We start from the raw sequence: 13,110 nt of genomic DNA, 5'->3' as shown, positions 1-13,110 counted from the left end.
GGTGTTCTTCCTCTCTGGGTGGGATGCGGCGGCGGGTGCGCCGCGCATCCGGGTTTCTCAGGCCCCGATGTCGACCAGGTGCTCAAGCGTGATGCCGAGGCCCGTCACGGCCACGCCGAGCGGGGCGAGGGCGGCGAGCACGTTCGCGTGGGTGGTGGGGGCGAGGGTGTCGTCGGCGGCGAAGCTCTCGAGCTCGCGGTAGATCGCGAGGAGGCTTTGCTCCTGCGCGGTGAGGGGGTTGCCGATCAGGTCGGTGGCGGTCATCTGCTTCTTCTCCCTGGGGTCAGTTCGCCGGTGTGGTCGGTTCGTCCGGGTGGTCAGTTCGTCGGGCGCGAGTCGGTGAGGCGGCGCGCCTTGAGCTCGTAGCGGGGCAGGCTGCCGGCCGCGGCGCGGTCGATCTTGAACCGCAGGCCCTCGTGGGCGTCGGCGAGGTCGACGCGCAGCGACTCGTGCAGCGAGTCCCAGCGCTCGTCGTCGAAGGCCTCGACGGTCTCGAGCCGCAGCACGATCTCGTCGCGGATGCCCTCGCGCAGGATCTCGATCTGGAACTCGTCGACCTCGGCGTAGGTGCGCACGATGCCCTCGATCGCCCGCGGGTACACGTTGGTGCCGCGCACGAGCTTCATGTCGTCGACCCGGCCGATGATGCCGCCCTCGTAGAAGTCCCAGGTGCGCCCGTTGGCCGCCGCGGTGTGCGGCAGCTTCACCACGAGGTCGGCGGTGCGATAGCGCAGCAGGGGAATCATGCCGCGCCCGAAGGAGGTGGTGACCCGCTCGCCGGCCTCGCCGTAGGGCAGTTCGAGGCCGGTCTCGGGATCGATGACCTGCTCGATGAAGCTGTCCTCGATGATGTGGCAGCCGCCCGGCTTGTCGGCGGGCTCGAACATGAAGATGGTCGAGATCTCGGTCATGCCGGCGGTGTCGAGGGCGATGGCGCCCCACTGCTGCTCGATCAGCTGGCGCGTCGACTCGGGCACGGGCTCGCCCGAGAGCATCACGACACGCACCGGTGAGGCCGCGAGGTCGTAGCCGAGGGCCTCGGCCTCCTGCGCGAGGCGGAGGGCATAGGTGGGGGTGGAGGCCACTACGGTGGCGCCGAAGTCGATGATCTGCTTCACGCGGGCGGGGGTGGTCTGGGCGCCGCCCGGGATGGTGAGCGCGCCGATCTTCTCCAGGCCGTTGTGCAGGCCCCAGAAACCGATGAACGAGCCGTAGCCGAACGCCACGTAGGCGATGTCGGTCGACCGCACGCCCGCGGCCCAGAGGGCGTAGCACCACATCTCGGCCGACCACGACCAGTCCTTGCGACTGTCGAGCGCGCGCAGGGGCTGCTTGCCGCTGGTGCCGCTGGTGGTGTGCAGGCGGATGGCGGAGTCGGCACCGGCGACCGGCAGCTCACCGAACGGCGGGAACGCGAGCTGGCTCGCCATCCAGGCCTCACGGGTGAGGAACGGGATGCGGTCGATGTCGGCGAAGGTGCGCAGCTGCTCGGGGTCGAAGCCCGCGGCCGCGAAGTGCTTCTTGTAGAAGGGACTGCGCTCCTGGGCCCAGGTCGCCACCCGGCGCAGCTTCGCCAGCTGCAGGGCGCGCAGCTCGTCGCGCTCGAGGGTCTCCGTCTTGGGGTTCCAGAACGCCGAGTTCATCATCCACTTCCTCACTGTCATCGGTGGGGCTCATTGATCGCATCTCCGACACTACGATCGTCAAATTTCAGTTATGTTTCGCCATGATAGGAGCATGTTACGGTTTTGACGAGAGTCAGATTCTCGTTACGGGCCTCGAGCCCGATGAGGGAGGTCCTGATGCACGACCGCTCGCAGACGGCTCCGCGAGGCATGAGCCTCCAGGTCGACACCGCCGACGTCGACGAGGCGCGAGGCCGGCTCAGCACGAGCTACTGCCCCCACTCCCTCGCGGTCTCGCCCCGCTCCGGACGGTTCCGGGCCACCCAGTTCCACGGCGGCACCGCGAAGCTCGATCTCTACCGTCTGTCGTACGGCGAGGGCGTCGCCCAGGTGCAGGCGGAGCCGTTCCGTGACTTCGTGCTGCTGTCCAGGCCGCTGCGGGGAAGGTTCGCCGTGAGCAGCGGCCGGGAGTCGGCCGTGCTCGGGCCCGGCCAGGCCGTCGCACTCGATCCGTCGTCGGCCTATCGCATGCGGTGGCTCGACGGCTGCGAGCTGCTCACCGTCCGTCTCGACCGTGCCGACGTCGAGGCGGCGATCGGACCCCGTCGTGGCCGTTCGGGCTCGAGGGCCGCACTCGCCTTCCCCGTCGCGCCGCCCCCGCCCGAGCTGATGGCCGCCTGGAACCAGGTGAGCACGGTGCTGGTGCGTGACTTCGTCGAGACGGGCCTGCTCGACCAGGCCCCGCTCATCCGCACCGAGCTGAAGCGGCTGCTCATCGCCGCCGTGCTGCAGGCCTACCCCGTGCTCACCGCAGAGGTGGCGCCGGCCGCCCCGTCGGCCGTGATCGACCGCGCGGTGCAGTTCATCGAGGCCTCGGCGGCCGACGACGTGACGCTCGCCGACATCGCCGCGGCCGTGCACACGAGTCCGCGGTCGCTGCAGGAGGGGTTCCGACGCCACCTCGGCACCACACCGCTCACGGTGCTGAGGGCGGAGCGGCTGCGGAGGGCGCACCAGGATCTCCTGGACGCCGATCCGTACGGCCGCTCCGCCGTCACCGTGTCGTCGGTGGCCGCGACGTGGGGGTTCGGCAACCTCGGCCGGTTCGCGCAGCTGCATCGCGAGGCCTTCGGGATGTCGCCGAATGAGGCGCTGCACGGGCGGGGTGCCCGCGTCAGTCCCGTCCGGCCTCGATGATCTTCTGCGCGAGCAGCGCGGGCGCGGTGAACATCACCTCGTGGCTGCCCGGCAGCTGCACCAGGCGGGCGCCGAGCAGGCGGCCCGACATGCGCGGGTGCCAGCCCCACTCGCCCGGAGGCAGCGCGGTGTCCTCCGTCGCGTTGATGTAGCTGCGGCCGACGGTGGGCAGCAGCTCGTAGAAGCGGGTGAGCGGCAGCTTGTCGACGAAGGGCTGGAACGGCTCGGAGGAGAGCTGCTCGAAGGTGGACTGGGCGAGCTCGAGCGGGGCGTCCTGGATGAAGGCTTCGCGCCAGATGGGGAACGGCATCGAGACGGTGTTGTCGTCGGAGGCGGCGGCCAGCTGCGAGAACAGCTCGCGGTAGTGCGGCGGCACCTCGTCGAGCAGGCTGTTGCCCGGCGCCGGCACGAACGCGTTCCAGAAGACGAGTCGGCGGATGCGCTCGGGGATCTCCTCGAACACCCGCGCGATGATGGTGCCGCCGTAGCTGTGGCCGAGCAGCACCACGTCGCTCAGGTCGGCCTCGAGCATCCAGTCGACGATCGAGGCCACACAGTCGGCGTGGTCGACCGCCTTGTCCACCCCGACGCCGTGCCCGGCGACCGTGGGGGTGTGCACCGTGTGGCCGGCGTCGCGCAGGTGCGTCGCCACCGGCTCCCAGAGTGCGCCGTCGTGCCACGATCCGTGGATCAGGACGAATTCCGTCATGTCGTATCTCGCTCCCTCGTGAGGGGTGGCCCGCTCTCGATGCGGCCACCCGCTGTGGTAGCTGAGACGCTACGGATCCGCCGCTCCACCGCAGAGACGCCCAGCACGCCCCCGACGGCCGAAAAACGCGAAATGCGCGCGAAACACCGCGCGCGGCTGCCGACGGATCAGTTCGAGGTGAGTACGCCCAGAACCTGGGGTGAGTAGAAGCGACGAACATAGGCCTGGGCGTCGACGACTGCAAGTACACCCAGCTCTGTCAACTGCGCCACGAGTGCGTTCGCCCTGCCGTACGAGATGGCCAGTTCTGCCTGCACTCGGCGGACTGTGAACGACGGGTTCGCGATAGCCAGGTCGACCAGGGCGTGGGCGGTGTCTGCGCGCAGGCGCGAAGAGCAAACGATCTCTTTCAGTTCGCCCTGCGTTTTCACGAGAGCGATCATCTGCTCGCGCGTCTGGTGCGCGGCGGCCTGCAGGCCAGAGGCGAAGAACCGCACGAACGAGTCCCAATCCCCTCGGGCGCTCACGCCGAGGAGGTGGTCGTAGTACTCGGTTCGCCGTGCCTCGAACCAAGGCGACACAGTCAGAGTCGGCTCGCTCAGGACGCCTGTGAGCAGCAGCTGGATCACGACGAGGAAGCGCCCCAACCTGCCGTTGCCGTCGCGGAACGGGTGGAGGGTCTCGAACTGGTAGTGCGACATCGCCGCCACGACGACGGGATCGATTCGGCCGGTGTGATCGGTGAGCATCCAGTCGGTGAGATCCCGAACGCCTGCCTCCAAAGGAAGTCCCGCCGGGGAGGGGACGAATCTCGCGGCGTGCACGGGGAATCCGAACGGGTCGGCGGACGGCCGCCTCCCGACTACGACCTGACCGTCCCTGATGCGGCCCGACACGGATTCGAGTGGTGTGCCTCTCATGAGGATGCCTTGGAGGTCGCTGATGAGCGACGGTGTGAGGCGGCGTCCTTCGGCGACGCGGTCGTAGCCCGTGGTCGCCATCCGCACGTAGTTCAAGACCTCCGTCAGCTCTGCGCTCGCGGGTGAATCCTCGTCTGCGGTCAGCACATCGGCGAGAGGCGCATAGGTTCCCTCGAGCGCGGAGGTGCTCTGGGCTTCCCTGCGGAGGGTCGGCATGCGGAGGAGCGTCGGATTCGGCAGCTGCCGTGCCGTGCTGTCGAGCGCGGCCAGAGCGGCTCGCGCTTCGGATACCGCCAAGAAGGTCTCGGGAGTCAATGCAGGCATCGACAGCGCGAGCGGGTCGGGAACGAATGCGCGGTGTGTCCAGGCGCCCAGCGTCGGGTCGGTGCCGCTGATGGGCACAAGTGCCCCCGGGGCGCCCTTGACGAACATAGTCACATCCACAATGTCAGTCTACGGGCCGATCACGGACATTGTTGGTCGAGATGTGCCGTTTGGTGACATGGTGCGAAGGCGTCAGCGGAGGAGGGCGTCGAGGCGTTCGTAGCCCTCGACGACGCCGTGCTCCATGCCGTTGTCGATCATGCCGTCGCGCGACTCGACGCTGGGGAAGACGCTCCAGCCGGTCACGCGCGAGCGCCCGTCGCCGAGAGAGGTGAAGCGCATCGTCTCGATCGAGACGAACTCGGGCAGGCCCTCCCACTCGAACGTCTGCACGATCTCCTGATTCGGCACCGCCCGGTGGAACACGCCGTTGAACGCGAACTCGTCGCCCGCCGGATTGCGCTGAATGTAGCGCCAGCGCCCGCCGGTCTCGAGGCGGTAGGTGTCGACGGTGGTCTCGTAACCGTTCGGGCCCACCCACTGCCGCACCAGCTCGGGGTCGGCGTAGGCGCGGTAGACGGCGTCGACCGGTGCGTCGAAGTCGCGCACGATCTCGATGAACGGCAGGCCCTCGGGGGCGGTGATGGTGACGGGGTTGCTCATGATTCCTTCTCCTTGTGATTCGACGGGGGCGACGACGGCGTCGCCGGTGGGGTGGCGGATGAGCGCAGTGCGGCGTCGAGACGGCGGAAGCTCTGCTCGTGGGCGAGTCGGTAGCCGTCGATCCAAGCGGTCAGCCGTTCCAGGGCGGCGGGCGCGAGGTGCACGGGCCGGCGCTGGGCGTCACGCGTGCGGGTCACGAGGCCTGCCTGCTCGAGCACCTGGATGTGCTTTGACACCGCCTGCAACGAGATGGCGAACGGTTCGGCGAGCTCGTTCACGGTGGCGGGCCCTCTGCTGAGCCGGGCCACGATCGCCCGGCGCACGGGGTCGGCCAGGGCCAGGAAGGCCCGGTCGAGGTGCTCGTCGTCGGTGACCATCGCGTTCATCCTTTATCAACTAACTAATTGAATAAAGCGTATGCCGTCTCCCGCATCCCGTCAATGCCGGGTTGCGGGTCGTGTTCTGCCAGAATCGGAACGACATCGGGGGTGGGGATGCACGGAGACGGTTCGGCGCCGGTCGCGCGCCACGGGCGCCAGCACACCCCGCATCCGGCCCGCGCCATCGTGACCATGCTCGCCGCCGCGCTCGCCGTGGTGCTCGTGAGCGGGGTGTCGATCGCCGCCTACGCCATGTGGGACGTCACGAGCTCCATCACCACGGTCTCGCTCGTCTCCGACGACGAGGCCGCCGTCGCGCAAGCCGCCGGCGCCGAGCCCCCGCCGGCCATCTCGGCCATCGACGGCGGGGTCAACCTGCTGCTCGTGGGCAGCGACAGCCGCACCGGCCAGGGCGACGCCTACGGTGAGGACGAGGGCGGCGAGCTCAACGACGTCACGATGCTGCTCCACATCTCCGAAGACCACTCGAACGCGACCGTGGTGAGCTTTCCGCGCGACCTCGTCGTCGACATCCCCGACTGCCCCGAGGGCGGCGGCTACACCGCTCCGATCAACGAGTCGCTCTCGCAGGGCGGGCTCGCCTGCACGGTGCTGACGGTCGAGGCGCTGTCGGGGCTCAGCATCCCTTTCGCCGCCGAGATCCAGTTCAACGGCGTGATCGAGATGTCGAACGCGCTCGGCGGCGTGCCGGTGTGCGTGGCCGAGGTGATCGACGACCCGTACACCGGGGTGTACCTCGAGCCCGGCACGCACCCGCTGCAGGGGGCGGATGCGCTGGGATTCCTGCGCACCCGGCACGGCGTGGGCGACGGCAGCGACCTGGGGCGCATCTCGTCGCAGCAGGTGTTCCTGTCGTCACTCGTGCGCACCGTCACAAGCGACTCCACCCTCACCGACTTCGGCAAGCTCTACGGGCTGGCGAAGGCGGCGGCGAGCAACATGATCCTCTCGCAGCGGCTCGCCTCGCCCGACACGATGGTGTCGATCGCGCTGAGCCTGAAAGACATGGACCTCTCGCGGCTCACCTTCGTGGCCTACCCGAACTACTACGCCGACTGGGTGCCCGCGGGCAAGGTGGCGCCCGACGAGGAGGCGGCGGCCATCCTGTTCGCGGCGATCCAGGCCGACCAGCCGGTGGCCGTGGCCGCGGCGGGCGGGATCGCATCGGTACCCGACCCGAACGCGCCGGTGGTGACGGCGGATCCGGCTGCGCCCGTCGATCCTGCCGTGCCCGTCGACCCTGCGGCACCCGTCGACCCGGCCGCGACCCCCGCGCCCGTCGACCCGGCCGCATCCGGAGTCACCGTCCTCCCCGACTCGGTCAAGGGCCAGAGCGCCGCCGACTACACCTGCTCGGTCGGCAACGATTAGACGTGCGATGACCGACCTCCTCTGGACCGGCCCCGTCGACGCCCCCGTGCTCGTGCTCGCGCACGGCGCGGGCGCCGCGATGGACTCGGCCTGGATGACCACCTTCGCCGAGCTCCTCGCCGAGCGCCGGGTGCGCACAGCCCGCTTCGAGTTCGCCTACATGGCGGCCCGCCGCACCGGTGCGCGCAAGCCGCCCCCGCGGGCCGAGACGCTCGCGGGGGAGTACCGCGACGCCGTCGACGCGGTCGTCGCCCAGCTCACAGCCGAGACTCCGGATGCGCGACCACGCCTGCTGATCGGCGGCAAGTCGATGGGCGGTCGCGTCGCCAGCCTCGTCGCCGACGAGCTGCACGGCGGCGGGACGGGCCCGGTCGCGGGTCTGGTCTGCCTCGGCTATCCGTTCCATCCGCCCGGGTCGTCCGCGAAGCCGCGCACGGCCCACCTGTTCGACCTGCAGACCCCCGCCCTCATCTGCCAGGGCACCCGCGACCCTTTCGGCACGATCGACGAGGTGCCGGGGTACGGGCTGCCGCCGAGCATCCGCGTGTTCTGGCTCGACGACGGCGAGCACGAGTTCAAGCCGCGCGTGAAGATCTCGGGGCACACCCACGCCGAACACCTCGCTGCGGCGGCGGATGCGGTGGCCGAGTTCACGCACACCATCGGCTATGATGGCCAAGGCGCAAGCCAAGGAGACGTCGCATAGTTCGGCCTAGTGCACCACCCTGCTAAGGTGGAGTGCCCTTTATTGGGCACCGTGGGTTCAAATCCCACCGTCTCCGCAGTAGAATCCCTGGTCAGGCGGTGATTTTCGTATGCTCTTGCCCACAATTCGCCCACACTTCATGCCGGAGCACTCCCGCCATTCCGTGTCTTAGCTGATTGTGTGAATGCCTTCGAAGATTGGGTCGACCTCGTCTAGGGTTGCCCGGTGGCCTTCGATCCGCCGTCCGCCGGATGCGCGGGCGATGCCGTTTACGGTTCGCTACCGTGTGTTCGAGTTTTGCAATAGTTTTGCCGAACCCTTCACTGTGTAGGGTTGTGCAAAACTTTGGAGAAGCGGTCGCCTGTCTTGCGAACGCTGCAGGTGGCTCCCTCGTCGTGGGTGTCAACGACAAGATCACCGGCCCCCACGCGTTCGTAGGCACAATGCTCGCTTCGCAGAAGACGCGTCTTCGGATATGCGAGATCACGCAAACGACCCCGAGATCGTGGTGCCCGAGATCAGTCGTCTGCTGCCGTCCTCCGAAGATTGAGGGCCACCTAGATGGGGAAGGGATTACGGGTCCCCCACTGTCGGTGCCGACTGCGATACTGATTCCCCCATCGAGTCATCAAGATTCAGGGATCCCCATCACGTACACTCGGCTCGGGGATAGTGACAGAATCAGCAGAACTTGCGAGGAGGCGTGATGGCTGGCTTGGGGGAACACATCACGGCCATGGTACGTAGCCACGCGTCAGGCGACGATTCGGCGTTCTACTCGGTGGCGTTGCAGATCGCTGCACGTGAGGCCCGGCAGGGTCACCACGTGCTCGCGGACGACATCAAGAAGGCCGTTGACACTTCTCGGCAAGTAACTCCGCGCAGCAATGTCACAAAACTGGCGAAGCCTCGCGGTGAGGTCGCGGATCTCATCGAGACTTCTCACCCCGAAGTCACGCTGAAGAATCTGGTGGGTCCGAGCGAGCTCGTCGAACGCCTCAAGCAAGTCATCGCAGAGCAACGCCAACGGATGACCCTGCTCGAGCATGGGTTTGAGCCCACCCACCGGCTTCTTCTCGAAGGCCCACCGGGCACCGGCAAGACTATGACTGCGGCGGTTCTCGCGCGGGAGCTCGCACTTCCGATGTTCACTGTTCGGCTGGATAGCCTGTTGAGCAAATACATGGGTGAGACCGCGGGAAAGCTGCGGTTGGTGTTCGACGAGGTAGCAGAACGTCGAGGCGTATATCTCTTCGATGAGTTCGACGCTCTCGGAGCCGATCGGTCTGGCAACGATGTCGGCGAAGCTCGACGGATCCTGAATTCCTTTCTGGTCTTCCTGGAGCAGTCGAGTCCGGAGAGCATCGTCATCGCTGCGACAAATCACCGTTCGATTCTGGACAAGGCGCTCTTCCGGCGCTTCGACATGGTGCTCACCTACCACCTCCCGGACAGGATGGAGGCGAGGTCAGTCATCAAGGGCAGGCTGGGCTCACTGATGAAAAGACTGCGCTGGGACATCGTCGATTCTCACACCGACGGACTCAGCCACGCCGACTTGGTCAAAGCCGCCGAAGCCTCGGCGAAGTCTGTGCTCATGCGTGGGCACACGCAGGTCACGGCGGACGATCTCATCGCTGCGCTGAAGACCCGGCGAACGGCGAGCATTGGCTGACGGGCTACGGCACCTCACCCATCTCTACGTCCTCGATCGAGCACGCAATGAGAACTTCTCCCGAGGTGGGCAAGGCAACCCCAAGATCCGACCGGTGGAGTTCCGCGCCCATGGTCTTGCGATCAAAGGACAACTTCAACAAGCGTTCTCCGACGTCGACGACGAGCGTGGCCGCACGAGCCTGAGCGCGGACGAACTTAAGGCGCTCGGAACCATCGTGACTCTCGAAGGAGACGATGCAGCGTATCCACTGAAGATCGAGTCGCTTCAGGCTTTCTCGAGACACCGAAAAACACCGAAGGTGCCGCAGTGGTTGCTGCTGTCGGTTCAACCCGCGACAGAGACCAGTCCGGAGCTGGCCGTCGTCTGGATTGCCGACACCTACCGTTCGCGGTTCCTCAAGATCTTTGAAGATTATCTCGCGAAGAAGAGCACCCGAGCAGCTGAAAATGCATGGGAGACGCCCGACGGCAATCCTGCGAACCGTGCGCTAGTTGCCAACATCTCCCGCATCCGACGAGCGATACTCGACGATCTCTGGCAATCCGAAGGTGAACCGCCCAAGAGCGGAGTCCGGTGGTGGGAACTGTGGCTTGATCCCTCGCAGGAGAACATCACCCTCCTCCAAAAGTTCGCGACCGCCTACGACCTCGGGCTCCTCGACCGTTCGCTCGCGCTGAACGACAGAGTTGTTGCCTGGATCAGAGCGACATGGCAACAGTTGGAAGTGCTGCCATTCACGAGCATCCCAGTTGCCGAAATCCGACGCCCGGAGTTCGTCGACACCATCGAAGATCTTCTTCCGGATGAGCAAGATGAATACGTCGAAGATCTTGTGATGCGGGTGGTGGCAGCGCCCACCGATGCCCCAGCAGTGTGTCACCTCGACACGGGTGTCGCCCGCACACACCGACTACTCGCCGACTCTCTCAACACGGGGGACATGCACACCGTCGTCGGAACGTCAGGGTTCGACAGGCAAGGTCACGGTACATCGATGGCCGGATTGGCGTTGTTCGGCGGCCTCGAAGATTTGCTCACGGGCGCAGGGACGGTCCACCTTCATCACCGACTCGAATCTGTGCGCATCCTCCCTGAGCCTGGGGAGCCGGATACCGATCCTCTCGACTATGGGACAGTCACTGTCGAGGCAGTAGCGCTCGTCGAGGTTACAGCCCAGCGTAGGCGCGTGTTCTGCATGCCGATCTCTACAGATCCGGACCGACCAGGAGTTCCCACCCTCTGGTCTGCGAGCGTCGATGCCCTGGCAGCAGGAACAGAAATCGTCCGGGACGGTAATCAACTCCGGTTGCTCTCGGCGCCCGATCACGCTGCCAGCCGATTGCTGGTCATTGCCACAGGGAACGTGGATGGGTACCACTCGGATCACCGACTCGAGTCCGACACGTCTCCCGTAGAAGACCCTGCTCAGTCCTGGAATGCCCTGACCGTCGGCGCGCACACAGAACTCGTCGCGGTCCCTGGTGACCCCGAATATGCCGGATGGACCGCGATGGCTGCAGAAGGAGAGCTATCACCGCACAGCCGGACCTCACTTCTCTTCGGCAAGAGAACGTGGCCGATCAAGCCCGACATCTGCTTCGAGGGCGGCAACGTGCTAACCGACGGGGGGATGGGGTTCGAGGATCGTCACCCACTGCTCTCCCTGCGATCGACGGGATTCCACAACGACCTCTCCCTCACCTCTGCCAACGCTACGAGTGCGGCAACAGCACAAGCATCACGCCTTGCCGCGCTCACGATGGCGCAATACCCCGAATACTGGCCGGAAACTGTTCGAGGTCTTCTGGTACATGCTGCCGAGTGGACTCCTGCCATGCGTGCCGAGTTCGACGCGACTGGCACCAAGAAGGAACCGAAGCTTGAACTCCTCAGGCGGTACGGGTGGGGTGTGCCCACCGAGGATGCAGTTCTGCGTTCGTCCCGGCAATCAGTGACTCTCGTGACGCAGGACACATTCGTCCCGTTCGAGGGAACTGAGTACAAGATGCGCAGATTCAGACTTCACGCCATGCCATGGCCTACGGAAGTTCTAGAGGAAATCGGGCCCGGCGACGTTTCACTTAAGGTCACGCTGTCTTACTTTGTGGAGCCGTCGGCCTCCCGACGCGGTTGGAGACAGCGGTACTCCTATGCGTCCCATCTGCTTCGCTTCGAACTCAAATCGCCGACGGAGACCGAGGCCGAGTTCATCTCTCGAATCAATCGGGAGGCGGAAAACGACGAGGATGCTGCCGCCGGTTCGCCCGCGTCGGGGTCTGACCATTGGTTCATCGGTCCCAATCAGCGCAACCTGGGATCGCTCCACCAAGATATCTGGGAGGGCTCAGGTCAAGAACTTGCAGCCAGCGGCGTGCTCGGCGTGTATCCCGTCGGTGGATGGTGGAAGCGCAATCAGCGAAAGGATCGACTCGACCTACCTGTGCGCTACTCGTTGATCGTTTCTCTGAAGTCTCAAGAACAGGACGTCGATCTTTACACGCCGATCGCGACTGACCTGCAGCTGCCGATCGAAATCGACACCGTCTGAGCGCAGCCGTGATCACCAGGGCGCCCTCCGCACCGAACTGCAGCGCGATCGCCTTGCCGATGTTGCTCGTCGAACCGTCACCAATGCGGTCCGCGATTTGAGCGTGTCGCTCATGCCTGCTCCACTGGGAGGCGCCCTCTGACGACTTGAGCGCTCAACCGCTCCGCGATCCACATTGCTGGCCATCAGGCCTCCTGTGCTTGCGTCAGGTGACTCGCATTCCGCCAGTCGTGCCGAGGCGCTAGCTCTCCCAGTTCGGGGACGTGACTACATTTTTGTCGCGATCTGCTCCACGTCGGCGACACTCAAAATGGTCGAAGATCAGGTGGGTTGACGTCCTGGTTTCTAGCCGTCACTGGCCCGGTGGCGGCGGCTCGACATCGGGACTTGGGGGCTGCTGCGGAATCGCTTCATCGACTACCAGACCGCGTTGCCGCGCGAGATCCTCCGCAGAGCGCGCATTGGGCGTGAGTCCGAGGACTCCCGTCATTACGAACACGCCAGTACTGAGCAGCGCCATGAGTGCGAAGGGGATCATTATCGGCCCTTCGGCAATAACACCGTCGATCTGCCTCGGATCCAGAATGAGCCAGACGACGGACCCGACGAAGAGGAGAACCGGCACCCAGGGAGTGATCTTGTGCCGCAGAGGCATTACCTCGTTGAAGAGTCGCAGCCGTCGTGCGTGAGCGTTGACCCGCTCCTCCCAAGCCGTCCGTTCTTCCCCTTTGGGTAAACCATTGACGATGCTCACCTCGCGAGCCAACTGACGCGACCACCGTACAGCGGGCATCATGAGCGCAACGAGTGCGATGATTCCTGCTGACGCGAGCGTCGCGAGCACGCCCCTGGTCAATTCAGCGAAGTCCACGGCCCGATCCTAGAGTTTGCTGCCAGTTCTTGATTGTCGGCGGCGGTTGAAAACTGGACAGTTGTGGCGGTGAAAAGTGAACACTCGACGATTGGAG

Annotated in this window: 12 protein-coding genes and 1 tRNA gene; 6 read left to right on the top strand and 7 right to left on the bottom strand. The window is 65.8% G+C overall.

All coding sequences use genetic code 11. From position 1 onward, the window contains the following. Nucleotides 1–57: 57 nt before the first annotated feature. Together N1031_RS02820 and N1031_RS02815 are read right to left on the bottom strand one after the other, a co-directional pair. A complete protein-coding gene (locus N1031_RS02820; RefSeq protein ID WP_259478075.1) occupies nucleotides 58–264 on the bottom strand; it encodes a hypothetical protein in 207 nt (68 codons plus the stop codon). A gap of 53 nt (nucleotides 265–317) precedes the next feature. After that, the gene (locus N1031_RS02815; protein WP_259478074.1) at nucleotides 318–1,664 is read right to left on the bottom strand and encodes a phenylacetate--CoA ligase family protein; all 1,347 of its coding nucleotides are present in this window, start codon (nucleotides 1,662–1,664) and stop codon (nucleotides 318–320) included. Between the two features lie 138 nt (nucleotides 1,665–1,802). On the opposite strand from N1031_RS02815, the gene N1031_RS02810 reads away from it, so the two are divergent. Then, nucleotides 1,803–2,822, top strand: a complete 1,020-nt coding sequence (locus N1031_RS02810) for an AraC family transcriptional regulator (protein WP_259478073.1) — start codon at nucleotides 1,803–1,805, stop codon at nucleotides 2,820–2,822. On the opposite strand, the gene N1031_RS02805 is transcribed toward N1031_RS02810, so the two are convergent. The 4 genes from N1031_RS02805 to N1031_RS02790 form a co-directional block, all read right to left on the bottom strand. Further along, on the bottom strand, nucleotides 2,800–3,531 hold the full coding sequence (locus N1031_RS02805) for an alpha/beta fold hydrolase (protein WP_259478072.1): 732 nt from the start codon (nucleotides 3,529–3,531) through the stop codon (nucleotides 2,800–2,802). The two genes, N1031_RS02810 and N1031_RS02805, sit on opposite strands and share 23 nt — an antisense overlap. Before the next feature lie 167 nt (nucleotides 3,532–3,698). Next, a complete protein-coding gene (locus N1031_RS02800; RefSeq protein ID WP_259478071.1) occupies nucleotides 3,699–4,883 on the bottom strand; it encodes a Fic family protein in 1,185 nt (394 codons plus the stop codon). 84 nt (nucleotides 4,884–4,967) lie between these two features. Further along, complete coding sequence (locus N1031_RS02795; RefSeq protein WP_259478070.1) at nucleotides 4,968–5,438, bottom strand: SRPBCC family protein; 471 nt, start codon at nucleotides 5,436–5,438, stop codon at nucleotides 4,968–4,970. Then, the gene (locus tag N1031_RS02790) at nucleotides 5,435–5,815 is read right to left on the bottom strand and encodes an ArsR/SmtB family transcription factor (RefSeq protein WP_259478069.1); all 381 of its coding nucleotides are present in this window, start codon (nucleotides 5,813–5,815) and stop codon (nucleotides 5,435–5,437) included. Before N1031_RS02790 ends, N1031_RS02795 begins: the two co-directional genes overlap by 4 nt. Nucleotides 5,816–5,932: 117 nt before the next feature. Here N1031_RS02790 and N1031_RS02785 point away from each other — a divergent pair, with 117 nt between their 5' ends. The 5 genes from N1031_RS02785 (at nucleotide 5,933) to N1031_RS02765 (ending at nucleotide 12,142) form a co-directional block, all read left to right on the top strand. After that, the gene (locus N1031_RS02785; RefSeq protein WP_259478068.1) at nucleotides 5,933–7,210 is read left to right on the top strand and encodes an LCP family protein; all 1,278 of its coding nucleotides are present in this window, start codon (nucleotides 5,933–5,935) and stop codon (nucleotides 7,208–7,210) included. A 7-nt stretch (nucleotides 7,211–7,217) separates the two neighbouring features. Beyond that, the gene (locus tag N1031_RS02780) at nucleotides 7,218–7,916 is read left to right on the top strand and encodes an alpha/beta family hydrolase (protein WP_259478067.1); all 699 of its coding nucleotides are present in this window, start codon (nucleotides 7,218–7,220) and stop codon (nucleotides 7,914–7,916) included. Then, nucleotides 7,902–7,992, top strand: a tRNA-Ser gene (locus tag N1031_RS02775). The genes N1031_RS02780 and N1031_RS02775 overlap by 15 nt, the downstream gene beginning before the upstream one ends. Nucleotides 7,993–8,622: 630 nt before the next feature. After that, nucleotides 8,623–9,591 carry an AAA family ATPase gene (locus N1031_RS02770; RefSeq protein ID WP_259478066.1) on the top strand — a complete coding sequence of 323 codons (969 nt, stop codon included), beginning with the start codon at nucleotides 8,623–8,625 and terminating at the stop codon, nucleotides 9,589–9,591. A 94-nt stretch (nucleotides 9,592–9,685) separates the two neighbouring features. Continuing rightward, nucleotides 9,686–12,142: a S8 family peptidase gene (locus tag N1031_RS02765; RefSeq protein ID WP_259478065.1), complete on the top strand. Its 2,457-nt coding sequence runs from the start codon at nucleotides 9,686–9,688 to the stop codon at nucleotides 12,140–12,142. 352 nt (nucleotides 12,143–12,494) lie between these two features. Here the strand turns inward: N1031_RS02765 and N1031_RS02760 are convergent, their stop codons facing one another. Then, complete coding sequence (locus tag N1031_RS02760; RefSeq protein ID WP_259478064.1) at nucleotides 12,495–13,013, bottom strand: hypothetical protein; 519 nt, start codon at nucleotides 13,011–13,013, stop codon at nucleotides 12,495–12,497. Nucleotides 13,014–13,110: the final 97 nt, after the last annotated feature.

Origin of the sequence: Herbiconiux moechotypicola (genome assembly GCF_024979255.1) — a bacterium.
Lineage (GTDB): Bacteria > Actinomycetota > Actinomycetes > Actinomycetales > Microbacteriaceae > Herbiconiux > Herbiconiux moechotypicola.
This window is presented reverse-complemented; position numbering and strand designations above follow the sequence as displayed.